Annotated in this window: 30 protein-coding genes; 9 read left to right on the top strand and 21 right to left on the bottom strand. The window is 68.8% G+C overall.

From position 1 onward, the window contains the following. The first annotated feature begins 45 nt into the window (after positions 1-45). The gene (locus OG558_RS30125; RefSeq protein WP_329475987.1) at positions 46-534 is read left to right on the top strand and encodes a GAF domain-containing protein; all 489 of its coding nucleotides are present in this window, start codon (positions 46-48) and stop codon (positions 532-534) included. A 3-nt stretch (positions 535-537) separates the two neighbouring features. Here OG558_RS30125 and OG558_RS30120 read toward each other — a convergent pair whose 3' ends face one another. Next, positions 538-1,314, bottom strand: coding sequence for a sulfite exporter TauE/SafE family protein (locus OG558_RS30120; protein WP_405066003.1), 777 nt, complete (start codon positions 1,312-1,314; stop codon positions 538-540). 106 nt (positions 1,315-1,420) lie between these two features. Here OG558_RS30120 and OG558_RS30115 point away from each other — a divergent pair, with 106 nt between their 5' ends. Next, positions 1,421-2,221, top strand: a complete 801-nt coding sequence (locus tag OG558_RS30115) for a hypothetical protein (RefSeq protein ID WP_405066002.1) — start codon at positions 1,421-1,423, stop codon at positions 2,219-2,221. Positions 2,222-2,525: 304 nt separating this feature from the next. Here OG558_RS30115 and OG558_RS30110 read toward each other — a convergent pair whose 3' ends face one another. The 11 genes from OG558_RS30110 to OG558_RS30060 all read right to left on the bottom strand — a co-directional run bounded on the left by OG558_RS30110 (position 2,526) and on the right by OG558_RS30060 (position 11,441). Further along, positions 2,526-4,289, bottom strand: coding sequence for a proline--tRNA ligase (locus tag OG558_RS30110; protein ID WP_405066001.1), 1,764 nt, complete (start codon positions 4,287-4,289; stop codon positions 2,526-2,528). A 97-nt stretch (positions 4,290-4,386) separates the two neighbouring features. Further along, positions 4,387-4,764 carry a DoxX family protein gene (locus OG558_RS30105; protein ID WP_405066000.1) on the bottom strand — a complete coding sequence of 126 codons (378 nt, stop codon included), beginning with the start codon at positions 4,762-4,764 and terminating at the stop codon, positions 4,387-4,389. A gap of 24 nt (positions 4,765-4,788) precedes the next feature. Beyond that, positions 4,789-5,613: a GNAT family N-acetyltransferase gene (locus OG558_RS30100; protein ID WP_405065999.1), complete on the bottom strand. Its 825-nt coding sequence runs from the start codon at positions 5,611-5,613 to the stop codon at positions 4,789-4,791. A gap of 48 nt (positions 5,614-5,661) precedes the next feature. Then, positions 5,662-6,915 (bottom strand): MFS transporter, encoded by a 1,254-nt coding sequence (locus tag OG558_RS30095; RefSeq protein WP_405065998.1) that lies wholly within the window; start codon positions 6,913-6,915, stop codon positions 5,662-5,664. Positions 6,916-6,932: 17 nt separating this feature from the next. Beyond that, entirely contained in the window at positions 6,933-7,415 is a 483-nt protein-coding gene (locus tag OG558_RS30090) for a GNAT family N-acetyltransferase (protein WP_405065997.1), read from the bottom strand. Continuing rightward, a complete protein-coding gene (locus OG558_RS30085) occupies positions 7,412-8,056 on the bottom strand; it encodes a VOC family protein (RefSeq protein WP_405065996.1) in 645 nt (214 codons plus the stop codon). Before OG558_RS30085 ends, OG558_RS30090 begins: the two co-directional genes overlap by 4 nt. After that, on the bottom strand, positions 8,053-8,205 hold the full coding sequence (locus tag OG558_RS30080) for a ribbon-helix-helix protein, CopG family (protein WP_405065995.1): 153 nt from the start codon (positions 8,203-8,205) through the stop codon (positions 8,053-8,055). Before OG558_RS30080 ends, OG558_RS30085 begins: the two co-directional genes overlap by 4 nt. A 77-nt stretch (positions 8,206-8,282) precedes the next feature. After that, a complete protein-coding gene (gene trxA / locus OG558_RS30075; protein ID WP_329475978.1) occupies positions 8,283-8,618 on the bottom strand; it encodes a thioredoxin in 336 nt (111 codons plus the stop codon). Continuing rightward, entirely contained in the window at positions 8,615-8,983 is a 369-nt protein-coding gene (locus OG558_RS30070) for a MerR family transcriptional regulator (protein WP_405065994.1), read from the bottom strand. Before OG558_RS30070 ends, trxA begins: the two co-directional genes overlap by 4 nt. A 65-nt stretch (positions 8,984-9,048) precedes the next feature. Next, positions 9,049-10,659 carry a thiamine pyrophosphate-binding protein gene (locus OG558_RS30065; RefSeq protein WP_405065993.1) on the bottom strand — a complete coding sequence of 537 codons (1,611 nt, stop codon included), beginning with the start codon at positions 10,657-10,659 and terminating at the stop codon, positions 9,049-9,051. Beyond that, positions 10,656-11,441, bottom strand: coding sequence for a cyclase family protein (locus OG558_RS30060; RefSeq protein WP_405065992.1), 786 nt, complete (start codon positions 11,439-11,441; stop codon positions 10,656-10,658). The genes OG558_RS30065 and OG558_RS30060 overlap by 4 nt, the downstream gene beginning before the upstream one ends. Before the next feature lie 74 nt (positions 11,442-11,515). On the opposite strand from OG558_RS30060, the gene OG558_RS30055 reads away from it, so the two are divergent. Continuing rightward, a complete protein-coding gene (locus tag OG558_RS30055; protein ID WP_405065991.1) occupies positions 11,516-12,022 on the top strand; it encodes an NUDIX domain-containing protein in 507 nt (168 codons plus the stop codon). Here OG558_RS30055 and OG558_RS30050 read toward each other — a convergent pair. From OG558_RS30050 to OG558_RS30025, 6 genes are read right to left on the bottom strand one after another with little or no spacing between them, the layout of a single operon-like run. Next, positions 12,003-12,551: a nucleosidase gene (locus tag OG558_RS30050; protein WP_405065990.1), complete on the bottom strand. Its 549-nt coding sequence runs from the start codon at positions 12,549-12,551 to the stop codon at positions 12,003-12,005. The genes OG558_RS30055 and OG558_RS30050 overlap by 20 nt on opposite strands. After that, entirely contained in the window at positions 12,544-12,759 is a 216-nt protein-coding gene (locus tag OG558_RS30045; RefSeq protein WP_405065989.1) for a hypothetical protein, read from the bottom strand. The genes OG558_RS30050 and OG558_RS30045 overlap by 8 nt, the downstream gene beginning before the upstream one ends. Before the next feature lie 40 nt (positions 12,760-12,799). After that, positions 12,800-13,951: a flavodoxin-dependent (E)-4-hydroxy-3-methylbut-2-enyl-diphosphate synthase gene (gene ispG / locus OG558_RS30040; RefSeq protein WP_329475971.1), complete on the bottom strand. Its 1,152-nt coding sequence runs from the start codon at positions 13,949-13,951 to the stop codon at positions 12,800-12,802. Between the two features lie 24 nt (positions 13,952-13,975). Beyond that, positions 13,976-15,286, bottom strand: a complete 1,311-nt coding sequence (locus tag OG558_RS30035; RefSeq protein ID WP_405065988.1) for a M50 family metallopeptidase — start codon at positions 15,284-15,286, stop codon at positions 13,976-13,978. Beyond that, positions 15,283-16,494, bottom strand: a complete 1,212-nt coding sequence (gene dxr / locus OG558_RS30030) for a 1-deoxy-D-xylulose-5-phosphate reductoisomerase (RefSeq protein ID WP_405065987.1) — start codon at positions 16,492-16,494, stop codon at positions 15,283-15,285. Before dxr ends, OG558_RS30035 begins: the two co-directional genes overlap by 4 nt. Positions 16,495-16,540: 46 nt before the next feature. Further along, positions 16,541-17,377, bottom strand: a complete 837-nt coding sequence (locus tag OG558_RS30025) for an FHA domain-containing protein (protein WP_405072233.1) — start codon at positions 17,375-17,377, stop codon at positions 16,541-16,543. Between the two features lie 86 nt (positions 17,378-17,463). Here OG558_RS30025 and OG558_RS30020 point away from each other — a divergent pair, with 86 nt between their 5' ends. The 5 genes from OG558_RS30020 (at position 17,464) to OG558_RS30000 (ending at position 20,789) form a co-directional block, all read left to right on the top strand. Beyond that, positions 17,464-18,219, top strand: coding sequence for a type 1 glutamine amidotransferase (locus OG558_RS30020; protein WP_405065986.1), 756 nt, complete (start codon positions 17,464-17,466; stop codon positions 18,217-18,219). After that, a complete protein-coding gene (locus OG558_RS30015) occupies positions 18,216-18,794 on the top strand; it encodes a DUF1707 domain-containing protein (RefSeq protein WP_405065985.1) in 579 nt (192 codons plus the stop codon). The genes OG558_RS30020 and OG558_RS30015 overlap by 4 nt, the downstream gene beginning before the upstream one ends. 31 nt (positions 18,795-18,825) lie before the next feature. Then, positions 18,826-19,989 (top strand): acyl-CoA dehydrogenase family protein, encoded by a 1,164-nt coding sequence (locus OG558_RS30010; RefSeq protein ID WP_405065984.1) that lies wholly within the window; start codon positions 18,826-18,828, stop codon positions 19,987-19,989. A gap of 78 nt (positions 19,990-20,067) precedes the next feature. Beyond that, positions 20,068-20,364 (top strand): DUF6458 family protein, encoded by a 297-nt coding sequence (locus OG558_RS30005; protein ID WP_329475965.1) that lies wholly within the window; start codon positions 20,068-20,070, stop codon positions 20,362-20,364. Between the two features lie 41 nt (positions 20,365-20,405). Continuing rightward, the gene (locus tag OG558_RS30000) at positions 20,406-20,789 is read left to right on the top strand and encodes a nuclear transport factor 2 family protein (RefSeq protein ID WP_329475964.1); all 384 of its coding nucleotides are present in this window, start codon (positions 20,406-20,408) and stop codon (positions 20,787-20,789) included. Here OG558_RS30000 and rny read toward each other — a convergent pair. Both rny and OG558_RS29990 read right to left on the bottom strand, forming a co-directional pair. Continuing rightward, a complete protein-coding gene (gene rny / locus OG558_RS29995) occupies positions 20,770-22,461 on the bottom strand; it encodes a ribonuclease Y (protein ID WP_405065983.1) in 1,692 nt (563 codons plus the stop codon). The genes OG558_RS30000 and rny overlap by 20 nt on opposite strands. A 775-nt stretch (positions 22,462-23,236) precedes the next feature. After that, positions 23,237-23,695 carry an antitoxin gene (locus OG558_RS29990; protein ID WP_405065982.1) on the bottom strand — a complete coding sequence of 153 codons (459 nt, stop codon included), beginning with the start codon at positions 23,693-23,695 and terminating at the stop codon, positions 23,237-23,239. A 357-nt stretch (positions 23,696-24,052) separates the two neighbouring features. Between OG558_RS29990 and OG558_RS29985 the strand changes: the two genes are divergently transcribed. Continuing rightward, positions 24,053-24,808, top strand: coding sequence for an alpha/beta hydrolase (locus OG558_RS29985; protein ID WP_405065981.1), 756 nt, complete (start codon positions 24,053-24,055; stop codon positions 24,806-24,808). Here the strand turns inward: OG558_RS29985 and OG558_RS29980 are convergent. After that, positions 24,805-25,203, bottom strand: coding sequence for an MmcQ/YjbR family DNA-binding protein (locus OG558_RS29980; RefSeq protein ID WP_405065980.1), 399 nt, complete (start codon positions 25,201-25,203; stop codon positions 24,805-24,807). The two genes, OG558_RS29985 and OG558_RS29980, sit on opposite strands and share 4 nt — an antisense overlap. Positions 25,204-25,354: the final 151 nt, after the last annotated feature.

The raw sequence follows: 25,354 nt of genomic DNA, 5'->3' as shown, positions 1-25,354 counted from the left end.
ACGCCGACTCTATCGCCCGGCGCGGATGAGCCGCAGAATGGCGGCATGACGGAGCTGCTGGCTGGACTGGACGCGGCGCAGACCCTCGGCGAGGTCGGCGAGGTCGTGCGCGTCGAGGCGCGCCGCCGGACCGGAGCACAGGGCGCGACCTTCGTCCTCCGCGAGAACGACCGCTGCTTCTACGCCGACGAGGACGCGATCGCGCCCCTGTGGAAGGGACAGCGCTTCCCGATCGCCACCTGCATCAGCGGCTGGGCCATGCTCCACGACGAGACCGCCGTCGTCCCCGACATCTCCGTCGACGACCGCATCCCCCTCGAGGCCTACCTCCCCACGTTCGTCCGCAGCCTCGTGATGGTCCCGGTCGGCTCGCCCACCCCGGTCGCCGCCATCGGCGCCTACTGGTCCCGCCACTACCACGCCACTCCCGCCGAGATCGCCGCTCTGCAGGCCCTGGCCACCCAGACCTCCATCGCCATCCACCGGATCGGCCTCGACAACGCCCCCTGGGCTCCCACCTTCACCAAGCACTAGGAGTCAGCCGTGGAAGACGTCGTAGGCCAGGCGGAGGATGAGGGCTGACACGACGACCAGGAAGATGACGCGGACGAAGCGGCTGCCGCGGGCTACGGCGGTGCGGGCGCCGAGGAGGCCGCCGAGCATGTTGGCGGTACCCATGATCAGGCCGAGGAGCCAGAGCGGGGAACCGTGCAGCGCGAAGATGATGATCGCGCCGAGGTTGGTGGCGACGTTGGCGATCTTCGCCTTGGCGCTCGCCTGGAGGAAGTTGTAGCCGAGGAAGCCGACCAGCGCGAAGATCAGGAACGAACCCGTGCCCGGACCGACGGCGCCGTCGTAGAAGCCGATCAGTACGCCGATCCCACTCGCGGCGACGTAGTGGTCACGGCCGTCGAAGCGGAGCGCGGTCCGTGCGCCCAGTGACGGCTTGAGCGCGGTGTAGATCGCGACGCCGATCAGCAGCACCAGCACGATCGGCTTGAACCATGACATCGGGATCTTCGTCGCCACCAGCGCCCCGGCCGCGGCTCCCAGTCCGGCCAGGATCGCCATCGGTACGACGGTCTTCTTGTCGGGCCGTACTTTCACGCCGAACGTGACCGCGCTGGTCGCCGTACCGCACAAGGACGAGATCTTGTTGGTCGACAGGATCTGCGCCGGCGACGCGTTCGGCAGTCCGAGCAGCATCGCGGGTAGTTGCAGCAACCCGCCTCCGCCGACCACCGCGTCGATCCAGCCGGCCGCGAAGGCCGCGATCACCAGGAAAACCAGGGTCCACAACGAAACATCAGGCACGGCGGGAAGTCCTCACGCACCGATGATCAGGTAAGCCCATAGTTTGGCTCAACCCTTACACCGGGGAATGAGAGACAAACCACGTCCGCGATGCCACAGTGGGCAGATGGCGTCCTCGATCCTGCCACCTGAGGGCGAAACCCTCGCCACCGGTTGGGAACCGGAGCTCGCGGCGGCCGACTCACTCGTCCGGCAAGCCGTCCTCGCGCACGCCTCCTGGGCGATCGACGCGCCCCGCCGCGCCGGCCAACCCTGGTACGACGGTGACACCTGGGCCGGCGGGATCCTCGGCGACCGCGGCCCCCTCACGAACTGGGTCGTCCCGAAGCAACCCGTCGACCCGGCGGAGGTGATCACCGAGGCCGCGCGGGAACTGCCGAACAATGTGCCGTACCTTTTCGTCAGTGCCTGGCCGACGCGCGATCTACGCGAGCACGGCCTCGCCCTGGCCGGTCACCCACCATTGATGATCCACCTCCCGGCGCTTCCGACCACTCCCCCGGCCACAGATCTCGAGATCCGTCGGGTCACCGACGCCGCCGGCCTGGCCGACGCCGAACGCGTCCTGGTCGAGGGCTACCCACTCCCCGAGCTCCAGCCGTTCCAGCCCGGCGCCGTGTACGACGTCTCGTTCCTCGAGGGCTCCGCGGTCTGGGTCGGCTACGACGGCGACGTACCCCTGGCAACGTCGACAGCCCACCACGCGGCCGGCCTCACCGTCGTCGAGAACGTCGCTGTCATGCCCGCCGCGCGCGGCCGCGGCGCCGGCGCAGCCATCACTTGGGCAGCCACCACCCACCATCCCGACCACCCCGCCGCCCTGATCGCCTCAGACAATGGCCAGCCCGTCTACCAACGCCTCAACTACCTCCGCCTAGAACGCTGGACCGTCTGGGTCAGGCCCTAACCCACCAACCCCACCCGCTCCCAGCTGGACTGCGGCCAGCTCGACGTAATCAGCCGCCCGGGCGACGTGGTGGTGGGGAAAGAATTCGTCGCCAGATGCAAACCTATCTCCCAACCGACCTCTCGGGGCCGGGCTGCCTCGGCCCTGGATGTTGTAGAAGCCGACCGAGGGAAGCTTCCGGGACCGAGGACGTGCCGCCACATAGGCGCCGAGATCGCGAGTACGGCGAATCGCTGCGGACAGGCGACACGCGAGACGTGGTGCAGGTCGGCCCCCACTCGCGGGGAGTGGGGGCCGATGGCGGTTAGCCGCGGACCGTGGCGACCAGGTGGTCGACGACGTCGGCTACTGGGATGTCGGTGCGAGTGCCGGTGCGGCGGTCCTTGACCTCGATGGTGCCGTCGGCGAGACCCTTGCCGACCACGGCGATGGTGGGGACGCCGAGCAGCTCGGCGTCCTTGAACTTCACGCCCGGGGAGACCTTCTCGCGGTCGTCGTAGATGACGGACAGGCCGCGGGACTCGAGCTCGGCGGCCAGTGCGGCGGCCTTCTCGAACAGCTCAGCATCCTTGCCGGTGGCAACGAGGTGGACGTCGGCGGGGGCGATCTCGCGCGGCCAGATCAGGCCGAGCTCGTCGTGGTTGCCCTCGGCGATCGCGGCCACCGCGCGGGTGACGCCGACACCGTACGAGCCCATGGTGACCGTGACGAGCTTGCCGTTCTGGTCGAGCACCTTGAGGTCCAGGGCCTCGGCGTACTTCTTGCCGAGCTGGAAGATGTGGCCCATCTCGATCCCGCGCGCGCTCGACAGCGGACCCGAACCGTCCGGCGCCTCGTCGCCGTCGCGCACCTCCGCGGCCTGGATCGTGCCGTCGGCGGTGAAGTCGCGGCCGTGCACCAGGTTCATCACGTGGAAGCCGGGCTTGTCCGCACCCGTCACCCACGCCGACCCCTCGCCGACCCGGGGGTCGAGCAGGTAGCGGATGCCCGATGTGTTCTCGGACCCGAGCACACCCGGCCCGATGTAGCCCTTCGCGAGGGAGGGGTGCTTCTCGAAGTCAGACTCCTCGAAGGCCACGACCTCGGCCGGCTCCACCTGCGCGCCGAGCCGCTTCTCGTCGATCGCCCGGTCCCCCGGTACGCCGATCGCCAGCGGCGCACGCGTGCCGTCCGGGTTCACCAGCATGACGAGCACGTTCTTCAACGTGTCGGCGGCGGTCCACTCCCGCCCGTCGGTCCGGGCGTGTTTCGCGTTCATCGCGTCCACCAGCGTGTCGATGGTGGGCGTGTCCGGAGTGTCGACGACCTCCGCGGCAGGCACGGCCGACGCGTCGACCGGCTCGGCCTGCGGGACCACGACTGCCTCGACGTTGGCGGCGTACCCACCGGGCGAGCGGACGAAGGTGTCCTCACCGTTCTCCGCGATCGCGAGGAACTCCTCCGAACGCGAGCCACCCATCGCACCGGACATCGCCTTGACGATCACGTAGTCGAAGCCGAGCCGGTCGAAGATGTTGATGTACGCCTTGCGGTGCAGCTCGTACGACGCCGCGAGGCCGTCGTCGTCGACGTCGAACGAGTACGAGTCCTTCATCACGAACTCGCGCCCGCGCAGCACGCCGGCGCGCGGCCGCGCCTCGTCGCGGTACTTGTTCTGGATCTGGTAGATCGACAGCGGCAGGTCCTTGTACGACGAGTAGAGATCCTTCACGACCAGCGTGAACATCTCCTCGTGCGTCGGCCCGAGCAGCATGTCGGCGCCCTTGCGATCCTTCAGCCGGAAGATGTTCGGCCCGTACTCGGTCCAGCGGCCGGTCGCCTCGTAGGGCTCGCGGGGCAGCAGCGCCGGGAACACCAGCTCCTGCGCGCCGATCGCGTCCATCTCCTCGCGCACGATCCGCTCGACGTTCCGCAGCACTCGCAGCCCCAGCGGCAGCCAGGTGTAGATGCCGGGCGCGGCCCGCCGGATGTACCCGGCGCGGACGAGCAGTTTGTGGCTCGGGACCTCCGCGTCCGCCGGGTCCTCGCGAAGGGTGCGGAGGAACAGCGACGACATACGCAGAATCACGGGAGTCTCCAAGCGTGCAACGGGTCAGGAATACAACAACGGACGGGACAGAGAATATCGGCCCGGCGGTAATGCTCTCACCACGTTATCCACAGGCTCACGCCGCCCGGTCCTCGCGGGCGGCCTTCAGCGCCCAGCGGATCAGCGGCAGCTGCAGCGGCAACCGGGCCCAAGCGATCGCTTGAGCCGGCCGGGATCCCTTGCGCTGCAGGTCGGCGGCCATCTGCACATTCGCCGGGAGGATCGCCACCAGCAGCCCGGCGCTGGCCAAGCCGGCCACCCGTCGCGTGCGCGGGTGGAGTAGCCCGGCCGCGCACGCCAGTTCCGCCACTCCGGATGCGTAGACGAGTTCCTTCTTCCGGGGCAATGCCCGCGGCACGATCTGCTCGAACGGCCGCGGCTTCAGGAAATGCAGCGTGCCGAGAACGCCGAACAGAACGGCGAGGCCGGTGGTGGTCTTGCTCCGAGACGCCATGCGCCGGAGCTTACTCGCGGGTAGTCAGAAAAGAATCGTCGCGAACGTCTCGATCGTCCGGAACCCGACCCGCTCGTACGCCGCCCGCGCCGGCAGGTTGAACGCATTGACGTACAGCGTCACCACCGGCGCGATCTGCCGGGCCAGCTCGACCACCGCCGCCATCCCCGGCGCGGCGAATCCCTGCCCGCGGAACTCCGGATCCACCCAGACGCCTTGGATCTGGCAGACCCCGCTACCGACCGACCCGACCTCGGCCTTGAACACGACGCGCCCGTTCTCGATCCGGGCGAACGCACGCCCGGCCCGGATCAGCTCGGCCACCCGCGACCGGTAGAACGTCCCGTCCGGCCCGGTCTGCGGCGGTACGCCGACCTCCTCGGTGTACATCGCGACACAGGCCGGGTAAAGGATCGGCAGTTCGACCGGCTCGACCGCGCGGACCAAGGGATCGGGCGCGATCACCGGCGGGCCCTCGATCACCATGAACGGCTGGTTGTCGCGCACCTCGCGGGCCGGTCCCCAGTGCGGTTCGAGGATGCTCCACAACTGCTCGACCGCGCGGGCCTGGCCGAGGATCTGGAAACAGTTCCGCCCCCGGCGCATCGCGTACGCCGCGAACGCGCGCAACGCGGCGTCGTCCGCGCCGACCGGCACCATGTTGCCGCCCGCGTGACACAAGGCCTCCAGCGCGCCCTTCTCGACGTACCCCCAGACCTCCGCACCCCGGCGCGGATCGAGTCCCGACGCCTGCACGAGGCTGTCGACGAACACGTTCACGACCGGATCGCGGGCGATGACCGCGCGCGCCGCCGCGAGGTCACGAGGACCGAGAACCCGTACGCCCACGCGCAGAACCTAGCGGATGTTCAGCAGTTCGGCATGCAAGGGGCCGGATCAGACCGCCGCCGGATCGTGTGTCGCCGCGATCCGGCGCAGCGGCGATGTCCACGCGACCACCACCCCGATGAAGATGGTCAGGCCCATCAGCACCATGCCGCTCCGGATCCCGACCGCCCTGCCCAGCACGCCGCCGACCACCGCGCCGAACGTCCAGCCCACACCCCACGACAGCATCCGCCCGGCCGTATTGACGCGGCCTAGCAGGTGCTCCGGCGTCACCTGCTGCCGATAGGACACGGCGTTGACGATGACCAGGACGTACGCCGAACCCCACACCAGCAACGCGATCGCGGCCGTGACCCAGTCCTGCGACAGCGGCGTGAGGACCCCGAGGAGCGCCGAGACCGGCAGCGCGTAGAGCGTGATCGCCGCCGGCGAGAACCGTTTCAGCAACCGCGGCAACCCGAGCGCGGCGATCAGCCCACCGATCCCCCACGTGCCCCACACGAGTCCGAACCGGAGTCCCGACGTACCCACGTGCAGGACCCGGTCGCACCAGACCACGATCAGCGCCATGAATCCGCCGCCGCCGAACGACTGCACGCTGCCGACGATCGTCATCGTCCGGACGCCCGGATGCCGGATCAGGTAGCGGAGTCCCTCGGCGATGTCGGCGAAGACCACTCGCGGCCGGAGCGGCGGCAGTCCTTCCCGCCGCTCGGACATCGCTCGCACGATCCCGCGCACCGCCAGTGCGGACGCGACGAAGCTCAACGCGTCGACGGTGAGCAGGGTGGCCGGGTTCAGTACCGCGAGGATCAGCCCGGTCAGCGGCGGGACGAACAACTCGATCAGGCTCGAGGCCGTCCACACCGCCGAGTTCGCCTGCGCGACGCGGGCTCGGCCGACCAGGACCGGCAGGGCGCCGAAGTTCGCACCGTCGAAGAAGGTGTAGACGCCCTGCACGGTGAACGCCACCACCAGCACCTGGACGACGGTCAGTACGCCGAACAGGTGCGCGACCGGGATCGACCCGACCAGGACCGCGTTGACCAGATCCGCGGTCACCATCGTCCGGCGCCGGTTCCAGCGATCAGCGAGCGCACCGGCGAACAGCCCGGCCAGGAGGTACGGCGCTGCCTCGAGAGCGGTCACCAAGGCCGTTAGAACGGTCGAACCGCTCAACCGGTAGACCAGCACCGGCAGCGCGATCGCGGTCACCATCGATCCGGTGATCGACAGCGCCCGGGCCAGCCAGTACCGCCGGAAGTCCGGATCGTCGCGCAGGCGCGGCGCAGTAGTCGTCATGGCGGAATCTTGCAACCTCACGTCGGCTGGAGGTCAATGACCATCCACATCAGGTCGACGCCGAGATCCCGGTCCGGGGTTGCCCGCGCCTCGGTGAACCCGTGGGCCCGGTAGAAGCCGATCGCCTTCTCGTTGGTGACCAGGACGTCCAGCAGCAGTTCCGTCGCACCTTCGGGAAGCGCGGCGATCGCGGCGTCGAGCAGTGCCGTGCCGATCCCCTTGCCCTGGTGCTCGGGCAGCACGTACAGCTTCCACATCACCCACGAGTCGCCCTCGCGTCCGAGGCCGACCATCCCGACCAGGTCGTCGCCTTCCGCCGCGACCAGGGTGATCCCGTTGCGGATCCCCCACTCGACCACCTCCGGCGACCACCACTGCGCGATTCCGTCGGTGATGAACTCATCGGACGCCAGACCGGCGTACGCGACCGGCCAGGTCGTCACCCCGATCTGCCGCACCGCGTCGACCTCGGCGAGTTCGGCCTTCCGGATCTCGATCATCCGTGCACGACCAGGAGTTGCCCGTCCGGATCCACGATCTCCAGCATTTCTCCAGTCTGCGTCACCTGGTGGCCGCTGAGTCGCCGCCGTACGTCGTCCAGGTCTTCGGTGGTGGACAGATCCAGGCGTACGGCGTACTCCGCGTCGGCCGGCCCGAAGCGCAGGGTCGCGTCGGCACCGAGCAGTTCGAGCACCTGCAGCCAGGCCGCCGGAACCACGCCGGTCAGGTACGGCGTGACCGACCAGCGATCGTCCGGCCGGGACTCGTGCAGCTTGTAGCCGTACAGATCCTTGCTGCGCTCGTCGATCCAGAGCTCGACTCCACCCGGCCCGGTGATCGACAGGACCCGGCCGTACGCCTCGTCCCAGATCGTCGCGTCGGCGAAGCCCGCCGCTTCCAGCCTGTCCTTGAGTTCGTCGATCTCGTCGGCCTCGAAGGTGAAGCTGGTCTGCCCCGGCCGGCCGCCCATCGCACTGCCCGCGGCGTCGTGCAACGCGACCATCCCGCGACCGGTCAGCATGTCCACCCACCCGCCGCGCTCGGACTCGATCCGGGACCGCAGCCCCAGTGCCTCCAGGAACGCGCGCATCGCGTCCACATCCGCCGTGAACCGCAGCGGCCGGATCAGTACGTCGTTCATCCGCGGGCCTCCCCGTGCTTGTCCAGGTACTCGGTCAGGGCCTGCTCCACCAGCGCCGACAGACTCGCCGCCTCGTCGACCGCCTTGTGCTTGACCCGCCGCACCAACTCCGGCGGCAGATACACGTTGAACTGCACTTTCTCGGCCATGGCTATATTGCTAGCATCCTAGACAGCTAACCGTCAACAAGCTGACGGAGTTTGCTGGTCTCCGTCAGCTTGACGACTCAGACTGCGGCGAGAAGGGCGTCGTCGATCTCCTTGAGCAGCTTGTGCTTCGGGCGAGCGCCGACGACGGACCAGATCACCTCGCCCCGGCGGAACAGCATCAGCGTCGGTAGCGCCATTACCCGGTAGTTGGCCGAGATCGCCGGGTTCTCGTCGGCGTTCAGCTTCAGCACGGTCAGCTGGTCCTCGCGCTCGGCACCGATCTGGGCGAGCACCGGCGCGATCTGGTGGCACGGCGGGCACCACTGGGCCCAGAAGTCCACCAGCACCGGCTTGTCGGAGCGCAGTACCAGCTCGTCGAAGGTCGCCTCGTCAACGGTCCGCAGGTCACTCATCGTTGGTTCATCCTCCAGCTCTCGGCATCGGTCAGGAGGTCGGTCAGCCGGGCCCGCAGGTCGGTGAGCTCCGCGATCCGGCGATCCACGTCGGCGATCCGGCTCCGGTACGCCGTCAGCGAGGCCGGGCAGACGTCCGCCCGCTCGTTGCCGGCCCGCAGGCACTCGATGAACGGGTACGTCTGCTCCGCGGTCAGCCCGAGGCTCAGCAGCGCCTTCACTTCGCGGACGACGACCACGTCGTCCGCCTCGTACGACCGGTAGCCGTTGGGCTCCCGCCGCGGCTTGAGCAGCCCCTGCGACTCGTAGTACCGCACTGCCTTGACCGTCACACCGGCCTCGGCCGCCAGATCACTGATCCGCATTCCGCCTCCTTCACCCAACGCTAAACCTTGCCCCCAGGGTCAAGGTCAAGCCAGGATAGCCGGGGTCAATGGCCGCGGAACGCCTCTTCCAGCCACCAGGACGGATGGTCCGCGACGACCTTCGCGTCGACGAGCATCGGCGCCGACCGCGGTCCGTTCAGCCAGTCCGTGACCGCCGCGAGGTCGCCGGTGGTGCGTACGGTCGCGGCCTCGAAGCCGTAGCCCCGGCCGATCGCGGCGAGGTCGGTCGGCGGGAACGTCACCGTGTCCAACGGGTGCCCGCCCGGACCGAAGTGGTGCACCTCGGCGCCGTACGCGTCGTCGTTGTACACGACGACCAGCATCGGCAGGCCGAGCCGGCGTACGGTGTCGAGATCCGCGGCGCTCATCAGCGCACCGCCATCGCCGAGTGCGGCGACGGGCAGCCGGTCCGGCTGCGCCAGCGCGGCACCGATCGCGGTGGCAAGCCCCAGCCCGACCGACTGGAACGCTTGGGTGAAGCAGAGGCCGTTCTCGTCCGGCACCGACAGGTAGGCGCTCGGGTAGCCCATGAAGTTGCCGGAGTCGACGGCGACCACGCGTTCGGCCGGAAGGAGGTCGTCGAGCGCGATACTCAGCGTCCGTGGGTCGATCCGCTCCGCCGTGCTCGTGTCGTCGTACGGGACGTCCCGCCAGCGCACGCTCCCAAGCCCGGCCGTGCGCCAGCCCACCTGCTGCTCGCCGAATGCCTCGCGCACCGTGGTGGCGGTGAGCCCGACGTCGCCGGTGACGCCGAGCTGGATCTCGCGGTGGACGCCGAGCGCCGACGCGTCGTCGTCGACCTGTACCACCGTCGCGTCGGGTCCGATCAGCTGACCGTGCCGCATCGTCCACATGTTCAGCGCGCATCCCCATCCGACGATGAGGTCGGCGCCGCGGATCAGCTCGGCGGTCCGTGGCGAGGCGAAGCCTCCCGAGATCCCGAGCGACCATGGGTTGCCGCGGAACAGACCGTGCGCGACGGCCGAGGTCGCGAGCAGCGCGCCACAGCGTTCCGCCAGCAATTCGAGGGCTTGCCGACGTCCACGGGACCCACGACCGGCGACGAACACCGGTCGCTCCGCACGCCGCAGCAGGTCGGTCAGCGCGGCGACCTCGGTGGCGTCCGGCACGACGGCATCCCGCGAAGGCGGTGGCGCGACCGTCGGTGCCGCAGTCTCCAACGCCTGCACGGGAAGCGGAACGTTCAGCAGCACCGTACGACGCTCCCGAACGGCCGTCGCCACGGCGTCCAGGGCCTCCGCCACCGCGGTCTCCGCCGAGGTGACCCGGACCGGCACCGCACCCACCGAACGGGCGAGCGCCTCCTGGTCGACGTAGAAGTTCGACCGCGGCTCGGTCACCTCCGCTGCCACCACGATCATCGGCGTCCGGCTCTTCGCCGCCTCCGCGATCCCGGTCATCGCGTTCGTCAGGCCGCAGCCCTGATGGACCGAGACCGCGGCGACCGTCCCGCTCATCCGCGCGTACGCGTCTGCCATCGTGGCCGCGCCGCCCTCGTGCCGCGCGGCGACGAACCGCGCGCCGCCGGCCACCATCGCATTCGTCAGATGGAAGTTGCCCGACCCGATCACGCCGAAGACCTGGCGGACGCCCGCGGCCGCCAACGCCCGGCCGACGGCGACCGCGACGTTCACCGGCGTTCGACCAGCGCGAGCACTCGTGCGGGAGCGCCGGAGCCGCCGACGATCGGCAACGGTCCGGCGATGACGACGGCGCCGGTCGGCGGCAGCTTCGCGAGGTTCTGCAGCTGCGTCAACCCGTACTTGTCACTGCCCATCAAATAGGAGTGGCACGGGAACGGCGGGTCGAACGAGTGCGCCTTCCCGGCGTCGGTCCCGACGGTTTCGACGCCGAGGCCGAGGACGGGCGATTCCTGGGCGACCCAGCGTGCGCATTCCGGCGACAGGCCCGGCGTGTGCGGCCCGGCCTCGTCGGCGTTGAGGAACGCCTCCTGCGAGTGTGACCGCGCGGCCCACCCGGTGCGCACGAACAGCCAGCCACCGGCGGGCAACGGTACGTTCTCCGCCTCCCAGGCCTTGAGGTGGTCGACCTCGACGAGGAAGTCGGGGTTCTTCTCGACCTCGGCGGTGAAGTCGAGCACGACCACCGGCGCGATGAGCCGGCCGGCCGGGACCGACGCCACGTCGGCGAGGTCCTTGCCGGTGACCCAGTGGTTCGGTGCGTCGAAGTGCGTGCCGGTGTGCTCGCCACTGGTGAAGTTGTTCCAGTACCACGCCGGCCCGCGGTCGTCGTACCTGCTGATCTCCTCCAGCGCGAACGGCGCCGTCTGCCCGAACTCCGGCGGCAGCTGGATCACCGGCGTCGAGGCGGACAGCGGGGACGTCAGGTCCACCACCTCGATCGACCCGTCGGCGAGTGCTGCGACGAGTACCGACAAGGGCGACGAGCCGGGCATGCGGACCTCCAGGGGAGTGGCGTACGAGACCCTGACACCGACCTTGGCCCCAAGGCCAAGTCAGCATAGACCGCATGCTTCTAGGGACCTTTCGTTCACCCGAACTCCCGCCTGGCGGACGGCTGGTCGAGCGGACCGCGGTCCGGGGTGTGCTCTTCCGCGGGCGGGAGTTGCTGCTGCTGTCGTCGCGCCACGGCGACTACAAGTTCCCCGGCGGCGGTGTCGAGCCCGGCGAGTCGTTCGCGTCGGCGCTGCGCCGCGAGTTCCGCGAGGAGTGCGGGTACGCCGACGTGGTGGTCGGCGCCGAACTCGGCACGACCCGCGAAGAGGTGCCGGCGGCGGAGCCGGAGTACGACGTCTTCGGCATGACCTCGCACTACTTCGCCTGCTCCGGTGGATCGCCGGTCGGCGGCCAGCAACTCGAGGACTACGAGGCCGACCTGGAGCTCACCCCGTGCTGGGTAACGGTCGACGAGGCCCTGACCGCCAACCACGCCGTGCTGGCGGGCGGCGTCGGTGTCATGCGCTGGCTCGCACGCGAGACCGCCGTACTCGACTGGCTCAGTCGACGTACGCGCTGACCCACTCCCCCAGCACCTTCGCACTGGCATCCACCAGGGCCGGCCAGTCAAGCGCCGCCTCGTCGGCCGAGTCGGACACATGCTTGACGACCCGCACCGGCACGCCGTACTCCCGGCACGCGTAGACGACGCCGTACGCCTCCATGTCGACGAGCTGCGCCCGCTCCGCAAGCCGCGCCCGTACGACGGGATCCGTGACGAACACGTCCCCCGACGCCAGCACCGTCCCGTCCCCACCCTCGACGTGCAACTCCTCCTGCGGATCCAGCCCGATCCCCCGAATCGCCTCGGCATTCAGATCGTGATTGATCACCGTGCTCGGCAGGTACACCCCAGACAGCCCGTCAACCAGAGCTCCCGTCGTACCCACGTTCAGCACAACCAGCTCCGATGTGTCCCGCCCCGCCAGCATCCGCGACGTGGCCACCGCCGCAGCGGTCTTCCCGACCCCGGTGATCACCACAGGAACGCCTTCCGGCATGTACCGCGCCTCACCAGCCACAGCACTGACCACGACAAACTCAGTCACCAGCGAAACCCTCAGCTTCGCGGGCCTTCGAACGGCGTGCGTCCTCCGCCAATCGGCTCAGATCGCGGCCACCGCCGTACCTCCAGCCGTCGGCCGATCCGCTGAAGTCCCAGTCCACCGTGTCGAACGCAGCGACGATCTGCTGCGCTCGCCGGCGGCGTTCCAACTCGTCCGCGCGGTCGGTGCTTTGCCGATCGGCATGAGTCATCTGCAGCTCCGAGGGTACGGCGTCGTGCGGGCTGTGCAACTCAGCCGACGGTGACGGTCGGGTCGCCGGATTCGGCGGATTCGCCCATTTGTTCGGCGATGCGCATGGCTTCTTCGATGAGGGTTTCTACGATGGCGGCTTCGGGGACGGTCTTGATGACCTCGCCCTTGACGAAGATCTGGCCCTTGCCATTGCCGGAGGCTACGCCGAGGTCGGCCTCGCGGGCCTCGCCCGGGCCGTTGACGACGCAGCCCATCACAGCGACGCGGAGCGGGACCTCCATGCCTTCGAGGCCGGCAGTGACCTGCTCGGCGAGCGTGTAGACGTCCACCTGGGCGCGGCCGCAGGACGGGCAGGAGACGATCTCGAGCTTGCGCTCACGCAGGTTCAGCGACTGCAGGATCTGCAGGCCGACCTTGACCTCCTCGACCGGCGGCGCGGACAGCGACACCCGGATCGTGTCGCCGATCCCCTTCGACAGCAGCGCGCCGAACGCGACCGACGACTTGATCGTGCCCTGGAACGCCGGCCCGGCCTCGGTCACGCCGAGGTGCAGCGGCCAGTCGCCCCGCTCGGACAGCAGTTCGTACGCGCGGACCATGACGACCGGGTCGTTGTGCTTGACCGAGATCTTGAAGTCGTGGAAGTCGTGCTCCTCGAACAGCGAGGCCTCCCAGACGGCGGACTCGACCAGCGCCTCCGGCGTCGCCTTGCCATACTTCTGCAACAGCCGCGGGTCCAGCGAGCCGGCGTTGACGCCGATCCGGAGCGACGTGCCGTGGTCCTTCGCGGCCTGCGCGATCTCCTTCACCTGGTCGTCGAACTTGCGGATGTTGCCGGGGTTCACCCGGACGGCCGCACAGCCCGCCTCGATCGCGGCGAAGACGTAGCTCGGCTGGAAGTGGATGTCGGCGATCACCGGGATCTGCGAGTGCTGAGCGATCTCCCGGAGCGCGTCCGCGTCCTCCTGCCGCGGACAGGCGACCCGCACGATGTCACAACCGGCGGCGGTCAGCTCGGCGATCTGCTGCAGCGTCCTGTTGACGTCGTTCGTCGGTGTCGTCGTCATCGACTGCACCGAGACCGGCGCGTCCCCACCGACCAGCACCTTGCCCACCTTGATCTGGCGGGTCTTGCGGCGTGGCGCCAGGGTCGGCGGCGGCAGCGCGGGCATGCCCAGGTTGATGCTCATGAGTCCTTAACCGTTGGTGTGAGGTCAGCCGTTGAAGAGCTTGATCGGGTTCACGATGTCGGCGATGACGAGCAGCACGCCCATCACCACGATCACGCTGGCCGCGACGTACGCGATCGGCAGCAGCTTGGCCACGTCGACGTAGCCGGGGTCGGGCCGGTGCAGCAGCTTGGCGAAGCCGCGCCGGATGCCCTCCCAGATCGCGCCGATCATGTGCCCGCCGTCCAGCGGCAGCAGCGGGATGAAGTTGAACAGGGCCAGGAACAGGTTCAGCGAGGCGAGCAGCGAGACCAGGAACGCGATCCGCTCACCGCCGGTCAGCGACTGGTTCGACGCGATCTCGCCGGCCACCCGGCTGGCGCCGACCACACTCATCGGGCTGTTCTCGTCGCGGGTGCCGCCGACGATCGACTTGGCCACGCCGACCAGCTTCTCCGGGAAGTTGCCGATCGCCTTCACCGTCGCCACGCTCAGCTCGCCCATCTTGCTGACCACGAAGCCGAAGTTCTGCCGCTCCAGCTTCATCTCCGGCGAGACGCCGAGGAACCCGACCGAGACGATCTTGTCCGACCCGGCCTGGTCGGGAATCTGGTTGACGATCGTCTTCGTCTGCAGGGTCTGCTGCTGACCGTTGCGCTCGACAACGATCACGGCCGGCTTGTCGGTGTTCGCCCGGATCAGCGGGGTGAGCTGGTCCCAGCTGGTGATCTGGGTGCCGTTGAACGAGACGATCTTGTCGCCGACCTGGAACCCGGCCGTCTTGGCCGGCGAGACCTGGTCCCCCGGCTCGCACTTGCGGTCGGCGGTCGCCTGCGAGGCCGGGATCACGCAGTCGGTGACCGTGGCCACGCTCGTCTGCGCGACGTTGGCGCCGTACAGCATGAACAGGCCGCCGAACAGCACGAAGGCGATGACGATGTTGACCATCGGCCCGGACGCCATCACGATCAGCTTCTTCCACCACACCTTCTGGTAGAAGAGCCGGCCGTCGTCCTCGGGCGCGACCGTCTCGTACTCCGCCGACCGCGCGTTCTCGACCATCGACTGGATCGGCCCGGTGTTGGCCTTGCGGACCTTCGTCGGGTCCTGGCCCTTCGACGGCGGCATCATGCCGATGATCCGGACGAAGCCGCCGGCCGGGATCAGCTTGAAGCCGTACTCGGTCTCACCGCGCTTGGTGGACCACACCGTGCGGCCGAAGCCGACGAAGAACTGCGTCACCTTCATCCCGAAGGCCTTGGCGGGCACCATGTGGCCCATCTCGTGCAGCGCGACCGAGATCAGAATTCCGGCCACGAACAGCACGATGCCGACGAGGGTGAGAAGCGCGCTCATGCCTGGTTGGTCTCCTGTACGGCGGTCAGTTCGCGGGCCCGGGCGCGGGCCCAGCCGTCCGCGGCGAGTACGTCGTCGATGGACAGTTCCTCATACGAGGGTACGTCGTGTTCGGTCACCACCCGGGCCACGGTGTCGACGATCGCCAGGAAGGGCAGCCGCCCGTCCCGGAACGCCTGCACGCAGACCTCGTTCGCGGCGTTCAACACGGCCGGGGCAGTGCCGCCTCGGGTGCCGGCCTCACGGGCGAGCTGGACCGCCGGGAACGCCTCGTTGTCCAGCGGTTCGAATTCCCAGGTGCTCGCCGTGGTCCAGTCACAAGCCGGCGCGACGTCCGGAATCCGGTCAGGCCAGCCGAGCGCGAGCCCGATCGGCAACCGCATGTCGGGCGGCGAGGCCTGGACCATGGTCGAGCCGTCCACGAACTCGACCATCGAGTGCACGATCGACTGCGGGTGCACCACCACCTCGATCCGGCTCATCGGGAGCCCGTAGAGCAGGTGCGCCTCGATCACCTCGAGGCCCTTGTTCACCAGGTTGGCCGAGTTGATCGTGATCACCGGACCCATGTCCCAGGTCGGGTGGTTCATCGCCTGCGCCGGGGTGACGTCGGCCATCTCGGCCCGGGTCCGGCCCCGGAACGGACCGCCGCTCGCGGTCACCAACAGGCGCCGTACCTCGTCGGCCGTCCCACCGCGCAGGCACTGAGCGATCGCGCTGTGCTCGGAGTCGACCGGCACGATCTGCCCGGGCTTGACCCGGCGGGTGACCAGCGGTCCGCCGATCACCAGCGACTCCTTGTTGGCGAGCGCGAGCGTCGTCCCCGCGTCCAGTGCGGTCAGCGTCGGCTGGAGCCCGACCGAGCCGGTGATCGCGTTGAGAACCACGTCACACGGCATCGCCGCGAGCTCACTGGAGGCGTCCGGGCCGGTGATGATCTTGGGGATCTTGAACTCGCCCTGCGCGTACCCCTTGCGCTGTGCCTCGGCGTAGAACGCGAGCTGCAGGTCCTGGGCCACCGTGGCCTTCGCCACCGCGACCACCTCGACGCCGAACTCCAGCGCCTGCTCCGCCAGCAGCGCCACGTTGTCGCCGCCCGCCGAGAGGGCGAGGACGCGGAACCGGTCGCGGTTACGGCCGATCAGCTCCAGCGCCTGGGTGCCGACCGAGCCGGTCGAGCCGAGGATGACGACGGTTCGCGGGTTCACGGCGCCATTGTCCCAGGTGTGCACCCATGGTGACGATCCGGTGCGTTCACGCGAGGTAGAGGCGCAGCGGGAGGCTCCCGAGGCGGATCTCGGCGCCGTCGCCGACCATCGCTGCCTCGACCGGTACGCCGTTTACCCGAGTCCCGTTGGTCGAGCCGAGGTCGCGCACCTCGTAGGTCGACGCGTCGATCCGGAGCAGCTCGGCGTGGTGTCTGCTCACCTCCGGATGGTCCAGGATCAGATCGCAGTCCGGCGCCCGCCCGATCCGCACCAGGTCCAGGAGGGGTACGACGTCCCCGTCCGCTCCCACGAGCACCGGCTGTGGCCCGGACTCCAGCGCCGACACGATCTCACCCACGCCGGCGGTGTGGATCGCCAGCGAGACGATCAGGTCGTCGCCCTTGTCCACATGCAGGTTGTGCTGAGCGCCGTACCCGACCAGCAGGTTGTCGTACTCGTCGATGACCACAGCGGACACGTGGTAGTAGCCGGGAGGCAGCTGCGCGTACGCCGCTCCGCCCAGAGCCGTGGTGAGCACCACAGCGTCGTACTCGCGGTGGCTGACATCAGTGATCGTGATCAGCAGCGGGTTGTTGGCGGTGAGATGTGCCTCGGCCCCACTGTCGCCCGGAGTGAACTCGACTGTCAGCAGCGGCGCCGGCCGGGCCTCCTCGAGCCCGACTACCCGGTCAACGGCAGGGACTGTCCCAGTGGGGATGGACAGCGGGGCGTACTGACCGTGAGACCGCACGAGCAGGTTCAGCCGCGGTCCCAGCGAGCTGTCCTTGCTGCGTGCCAGCAGGAACGCACTCACCATGCCTTTGCCGAAGACGAAGGCAACGTCGCCCACCACGGCCCGCACGAATCCACTGATCGGCTCCATCGTCACCCCCGGCACATCAGTATCCCGGAACGACGAGCCCGGTACGGCGGAACGCGGTGTGCCGCCGTGGTTTAGCGTTGGCGACTGTGTCTGACGCTGCCACCCACCCGACGACAGTGTTGATCATCGAGAACGATCCCGGGAGCGGTCCGGGCCGGTTGCTCGACTGGCTCGAGGAGCGGAGCCTCTCAGCGGTCGTCGTCCGCGCGTGGGACGGCGAGCCGATCCCGGTGAGCACCGACGGCCATGCCGCCCTGATCCTGCTCGGCGGCGGGATGCTGCCAGACGCAGACGACGCCTCTCCCTGGCTGGCCGCCGAGCGCGAGTTGCTGCGCGCGACGACAGAGCAGGACCGGGTGCCGGTGCTCGGCATCTGTCTGGGCGCGCAACTGCTGGCGCACACGTTCGGTGGTGAGGTACTGGGCAAGCACGGCCTTCCGGAGAAGGGCGTCACCGAGTTGACCCTGCTGCCCGGTGCCGAGGACGATCCGTTGCTCGCCGGCCTGCGGGCGAAGGTGCGGGCGATCGAGAGTCATCAGGATCAGATCACCCGGCTGCCGACCGATGCGGTGCTGCTGATGTCCAGCGAACGCTGCCCGCATCAGATGCTGCGGATCGGCCGCAGCTGGGGTGTCCAGTTCCATCCCGAGGTCAGTGCCGACCGAGTGCGGCGCTGGAGCGTCGACACGCTGCGCTCGTTGGGCTTCAGCCCGGAGGACGTGATCGCGGAGGCCGAGCGGTACGACGCCGAGCTGGAGCAGATCTGGTCCGGAGTGTTCGGCCGCTTCCTGGACCTCGCCGGACCTCGGGAACCTGCCGCGGCGCTACCTTTGGGGGCATGAGTCTGGAGCAGCCGCCGCCCGGTCATCGGGCGTCTGACAACGACCGCGAGCGCGCCGCCGCCGTGGTCCAGGAAGCACACAGCGACGGGCGGTTGGACTTCGAGGAGCTGGACGAGCGGCTGACCCAGATCTACTCGGCGAAGACACAGCTCGAACTGCGGAACGCGACGGCCGATCTGGTGCCGGTGCGGTCCGGCAACAACCGGGCCGAGATCGTCATCAAGGCGACGCACAGCTCGCAGAAGCGGGAGGGCGCCTGGCATGTGCCGGAGCGCGTGGTGACGCAGGCGAGGCACTCGTCGGTGCGGCTCGACTTCACCGACGCGGTAGTCCAGTGGCCGGAGGTCCAGGTGGCCGCCGACATCCAGCACAGCTCGATCGTGATGATCGTCCCGCAGGGCTGGTCGGTCACCATCGACGACGTCGACCTGCATGGCAGCTCGACCAAGAACAAGGCGACCGCGTCCGCCCCGAACGGCGTCCACCTCTACGTCACCGGCCGCGCGCGCCACAGCTCGGTGACGGTCCGGCATCCGCGGAAGCGGCACTGGTGGTGGCCCTGGTACCGGAAGTGATCCGGGAGCCCGTTGCGGCTAGCGTTCAGGCATGACCGTTTCGCTGGATCTCGTCGACGTCGACTCGCTGCTGACCGAGGAGGAGGTCGACGTCCGGGCGGCCGCGCGGCGGTTCGCGGACGAGCGGTTGCGGCCGTCGTTGCCGGAGTGGTTCGAGTCGGCGTCGATTCCGGCGCGCGAACTGGCGAAGGAGCTGGGAGCGCTCGGGTTCCTCGGGATGCACCTGACCGGCTACGGGTGTGCCGGCCTCGGACCGGTCGCCTACGGGTTGGCGTGCCTGGAGATCGAGGCGGCGGACTCCGGGATGCGGTCGCTGGTGTCGGTGCAGGGGTCGCTGGCGATGTACGCGATCTGGAAGTACGGCAGCGAGGAGCAGAAGACCGAGTGGCTGCCGCGGATGTCCGCCGGTGAGGCGATCGGCTGCTTCGGGCTGACCGAGCCCGACTTCGGCTCGAACCCGGCCGGGATGCGCACCAACGCCCGCCGCGACGGCGACGACTGGGTGCTGAACGGCTCGAAGATGTGGATCACCAACGGTTCGGTGGCCGATGTCGCGGTGGTCTGGGCCCGGACGGACGACGGCGTGCGCGGCTTCGTCGTACCGACCTCGACGCCTGGGTTCTCGGCGCCGGAGATCACCCGGAAGATGTCGCTGCGGGCGTCGGTGACGTCGGAGTTGGTGCTCGAGGACGTCCGGCTGCCGGCGTCGGCTCAGCTGCCGGAAGCGCGCGGACTGTCCGGCCCATTGGGCTGCCTGAACGAGGCCCGTTTCGGCATCATCTTCGGCGCGATGGGCGCGGCCCGGGACTGCCTGGAGACGGCGGTCGCGTACGCCGGTGAGCGCATCGTGTTCGACAAGCCGCTGTCGGCGTACCAACTGACACAGGCGAAGTTCGCGGACATGGCTGTCGAACTCAACAAGGGCACCCTGCTCGCCGTACACCTCGGCCGGCTGAAGGAGAAGGGCACGCTGCGCCCGGAACAAGTCTCCGTCGGCAAGCTCAACAACGTCCGCGAGGCGATCGCGATCGCGCGCGAATGCCGCACCATCCTGGCCGCGAACGGCATCAGCGGCGAGTACCCGATCATGCGGCACGCGAACAACCTCGAATCCGTCCTCACCTACGAAGGCACCTCCGAGGTCCACCAGCTCGTGATCGGCCAGGCGCTCACCGGCCAGGCCGCCTTCCGCTGACGGCTCGCGCATGATGCTCCCCCGGTCTGGGCACCGGGGGTGGGATCAGCTACTGCGAGTGTTCGGGAAGGAGCAGGTATGCGGATCGGGGCCGGAATCGCACTCATCGTGGCAGGGGCCATCATCGCCTTCGCCGTCCGCGACACGTCCGACACGCTGAACCTGACCGCCCTGGGGATCATCATCATGCTGGGTGGCGGCGCCGGAATCTGGTTGTCCTACCGCCTCGCCAACCGGCGCCGGCGCAGCGAAACGGCTGTCATCGACCCGGAGGTGGAGAAGCAGTACCGCACCGAGCCGCCGCATCAGGTCGCCGACCAGCCCATCGACGTGACTCCCACCCATCTGCGCGGGGACGACAGAGGCTTACGGTAGGGCTTCAAGCCTGCCTGAAGAATCGCGCGGAGGGTGGCTTCATGGACCGCAATCGGGAAGTACTCGAACGCTTGTGGCCTACGGACGACAAGCTCGCGCTGTCGGCCGAGGCGGAACACGAGCTGCGTGCTGACGACTACGTGCTGGAGATGCCGCAGTCCGGCGAGCGCATCGTCGGGCGAGACCGGATGCGGGCCATGCAGCAGGAGTATCCGGCGCCGCCGTCGATCCAGATCCTGCGCATCACCGGCGAAGGCGACCACTTCGTCGTCCTCGGCCGATCGGACTACGGCGGCGACATCTACTACGTCGCGAACGTCGTCGAGTTCCGCGACGGCCGGATCGCGCGCGAGACCCGCATCTACGGCGCCCCGTTCGAGGCGCCGGCCTGGAGAGCGAAGTACGCTACTTCGCCACCTCAGTAGCGCGGGACTCGCGGACCACAGTCACGCGGATCTGGCCAGGGTAGGTGAGCTCCTCCTCGACCTGCTTGGCGATGTCGCGCGCCATCACCTGGGCAGCGATGTCGTCGACCGCGTCCGGCAGCACCATCACCCGGATCTCCCGGCCGGCCTGCATCGCGAACACCTTCTCCACGCCGTCGTGGTGCATCGCGATCTCTTCCAGCCGTTCGAGCCGCTGCACGTACGCCTCCAGCGACTCGCGCCGCGCACCCGGCCGGCCACCGCTGACAGCGTCCGCGGCCTGCGTCAGCACCGCCTCGACCGTGCGTACCTCGACCTCGTTGTGGTGCGCCTCGATGCAATGCACGACGTCGTCGTTCTCGCCGTACTTGCGGGCCAGCTCAGCGCCCACGATCGCGTGACTGCCCTCGGACTCGTGCGTCAGCGCCTTCCCGATGTCGTGCAGGAACGCACCGCGCTTGCAGAGCTTCGGATCCAGCCCGAGCTCGGCCGCCATCATCCCGGCGATGTGCGCGGACTCGATCAGATGCTTGAGCACGTTCTGCCCGTACGACGTCCGGTAGCGCAGCAGACCCATCGTCCGGACCAGCTCCGGATGCAGGTCGGTGATGCCGACCTCCGCCATCGCGTCCTCGGCGGCCCGCTCGCACAGCTCGGCCACTTCGCCCCTGCTGCGTTCGTAGATCTCCTCGATCCGGCTCGGGTGGATCCGGCCGTCGAGTACCAGCGAGTCCAGAGTCAGTCGCGCGGTCTCCCGCCGTACCGGATCGAAGCAGGACAGCAGCACCGCTTCGGGGGTGTCGTCGATGATCAGGTTCACGCCGGTGGTCTGCTCGAACGACCGGATGTTGCGGCCCTCGCGGCCGATGATCCGGCCCTTCATGTCGTCGCTCGGCAGGTGCACGACCGACACGACGGACTCGCTGGTCTGCTCGGACGCGAGCCGCTGCACCGCGCCGGTGATGATCTTGCGTGCCTTCACCTCGCCCTCGTCGAGTGCCTGCCGCTCGATGTCGCGGACGATCGTGTGCGCGTGCCGCTTCGCCTCGGCCTCGATCGACGCGACCAGTTCGGCCCGCGCCTGCTCGGTGGTGAGGTTCGCGACGCCTTCCAGGATCCGGCGGCGCTCGTCCTCGAGATCCTTGATCTCGACCTTGCGCTGGTCGAGTACGGCCAGTTGCGCGGTCAGCTCGGCCTGCCGTTCCTCGATCGAGCGGTGCTGCTCGTCGAGCCGCTCCTCGCGCTCGGTCAGCCGGTGATCACGACGCTCCATCTCCAGGCGCTGCTCGCGCAGATCGTCCCGGATCGACTGGGCTTCGGCCTCGGCTTCGCGCCGTACGTCGGATGCCCGCTGCTCGGCCTCTCGCCGTACCTCCAGGGATCGGTCCTCGGCGGCGCGGCGGATTTCCTCGGCGCGCTGCTCGGCCGACTCCGCGCGAACCCGCAGTACGGCAGCCTCTTCCTCGGCCTGGCGCCGGACGAGCTCCGCCGCGGACTTGGCGCCGGCGGCGACATGGGCGGCCTCGAGTTGGGCGCTGGCGGCGGCCGCGGAACTGTCGGCGGCTTTACGGCGGGAGAGGGTGAAGCCGATCCAGGCCAGCAATCCGGCGATCAGCAGTCCGATCAGGGTCAGCCCGAGGGACGTCGCTGTTGGCAAGGCCGCGAGTGACATCGGCGTCTCCCCCTCTCCTTCGAGTTCCGCCCAGGCGGAACTTTGGCGTCGGTCGAAGGGACTCGCCACTCGTACGGTCGAAGATACGGCTGAACGCACCACCGGCCTCCGGCGGTGCCTTGTCCTTCCGTTACGGCGCCACCGCCCACAACGCTGATGCGTTCGGTGCGAGGCTGCGCAGTGTTCGCGCCGTCCGTTACCGATCGTGGCCGCTGCCGGAGCTTTGTCTGGGTATGCGTCACCCAGGATCGCTGCTCATGGCCGCTTCCACCGCCGGATCCGTCCGCCGCGGTGCCGTCTATCCGACGGCGCTGCGAGCCGCCGTCGTCCTTCCTTCAGCTCGGTCGAGCGTTTCGTGTCGTTTTCTGCGGCCGGTCAGCCGGATCAACCGGCCCGCCGGTGCCTATATCCGCCACCGTCAGGTGGAGTGATCCCTTCCTGATTCCGAGGCTAGGCGTGCCCTACCACGCGGTCAAGACGGACACTCGCAGCCCGGCCACCGATCACCGCGAGCACGAAGGCCACTCTTCCCCGTCATCGCCGTCACAAGACCACTAATCGCATTGGTCTACTCCACAACAAGCCGCTCCAGGCGCGGCAGCCCGGGGCGACCTGTTGGAGTCGGCCGAAGGTTTCGGCGGCCGGTTCCGGACTCTGGCGGTCGTCCCGGATTCTCGAGCCTGGCCCGGATTCTGTCCCGAGGTCGGCGCGGCTTCTGGACGTCGGCTCGGACTCTGTTCTCGAGGCCGTCCCGGCTCCTGGAGGTCGGCTCGGGCTACGGGCGCGGGCCGGGCAGTTCGCCCTCGGACTCCAGCGGCGGTTCGGTGCCGGCGGTTCCGGCGTCGGTCTGGCCGGTCGCGGTGCTGCCCGTACCTGCGCCTTCCGTGCCTGAGCCGACCGAACTGTCCGGCTGGGACGCCGGGTCGGGAACTTCCCCGCCGACGACCTCGGCTTCCGGCGCGCCGCCACCACCGGGGGACGCGACACCACCCGCACCGGCTTCACTCGCCTGGTCCGCGGTGGACGGCGCTTCGGCGGAGGTGCCCTCGGACGCATGGGAATCCACGAGGCCGCCGACCTTCTGCTGCACAGCGTCGACCTTCTCCGCGTACTTCCCGCCGGTCTGCTTGTCGACCAGGTCTCCGGCCTTCTCGACGCCGGCCTTGATCTTGTCCGGGTTCTGCTTGACGACATTCCGGAGCCAGTTCTTCGCCTGTTCCTGGAAATCGTTCATTGCACCCTCCGCGGTGTTCAGGGGCGGATCGACGGAAAATCCCCAGCCTACGGACCGGCCAAAACACCGGCCCTACTTCGGATAACACACCGTCACACCGCACCCGTCAACGCCCCTCGCCGCTCGCACCCCCTCCGATTGCCCTCACTCTCCGTCGTTACGCGCCCCTGACGTCCTCCCGCGGTGGAAAAGCGCTGGGCCAGATGACGCCCTGACTGCTAACGTCTCGGCCGTCCGTGACACAACGCGAGGAGGTGAGGCCCCCATGGGCGCTCTCTTCGTTTTCACGGTTGGGCGACAGCTGTAGTCATCGCCGGGAGCGCCTCGACCAACTGGCACTCCCGAAAGGCAACAGCCATGCATTTCACCGCGAAGACATCGTCGAACGGTGTCGTCGAACGCAACTTCACGCTGGGCGACGTACCCGGCGTCCTCTGGTCACCCGCAGCCGGCGTCGCCGGTGCGCCTCTGGTCCTGATGGGTCACCCGGGCGGCCTGCACAAGAAGACACCGGGACTCGTGGCCCGTGCTCACCACTACGTGACCACCTGCGGTTTCACCGTCGCCGCCATCGACGCACCTGGACACGGCGACCGACCGCGTAACGCGCAGGACGAAGAGTGGGTCGCCGCACTCCAGAATGCTCGGGCGGCCGGCGAGCCGATGGGCCTGATCATTGCCGAGTACAACATCTCATTGGCCGAGCGCCACGTCCCGGAATGGCAGGCCACCCTGGACGCCCTCCAGTCACTGCCCGAGATCGGGCCCGAGGCACCGATCGGCTACGGCGGTATGACGTTGGCGAGCGCGATCGGGCTTCCGTTGATGGCGATCGAACCCCGGATCACCGCCGCGGTCGTCGGAGGGGTCTTCGTGTACGACGCTCTCACCGAGGCGGCGCGTCAGATCACCATCCCGGTCCAGTTCCTGCTCCCGTGGGACGACGAGGAGATCCACCGCCAGACCGATCTCGACTTGTTCGACGCGTTCGCCTCGAAGGAGAAGACGCTCCACGCCAACACCGGCAGCCACCATCACGTGCCGTGGTTCGAGGTCGAAGACTCGGCCCGCTTCTACCTTCGCCACCTCGGTGCGGATCGACCTGCTGACTAGGTCGCGTTGGCGTCGAGGTGCGCTTTCGCCAACGCCGGCGGCGCGAAGAGCAGCCACCCGTCGAGTAGTGCCTCGCTCAAGGCAGGCTCCGAGACCTGGTCCAGCTCGATGAGTACGGCGGCGTAGTTGTCGAAGTGCGGGATCGTGAAGAACCCGTCGGCAGCCCGAGCGGCGAGCAATGCTTCCTTCTCGCCGAGATCCTCCACGCGGACCGCGAGGATCGGGCCGTCCGGCGGGGTCTCGTCGCCGAAGCGCTTCAGATCGGCCTTGCTGAACGGGCGCTCCCACGCGAAGCCCTTGCCGCCGACCGCCCAGGTGCGGTTGCCGTGCCGCGTCGTCTGCTCGGTCTCCGGCAGCGCCGCGACCAGTCGCTCCACGTCATCCAGGGTCGCCATGCCGGCCACGCTACTCCGCCGGCCAGACCCTCGACTTGAACAAAAGGAGGTATCCCACCGACTTCTCACCGACACGACGCGACCTTCTCGCCGACATGAGGCGAGCTTCTCGCCGACATGACGTGAACTTCTCGCCGACATGAGGCGTGCT

Source organism: Kribbella sp. NBC_01510, from assembly GCF_045040325.1.
GTDB lineage: Bacteria > Actinomycetota > Actinomycetes > Propionibacteriales > Kribbellaceae > Kribbella.
This window is presented reverse-complemented; position numbering and strand designations above follow the sequence as displayed.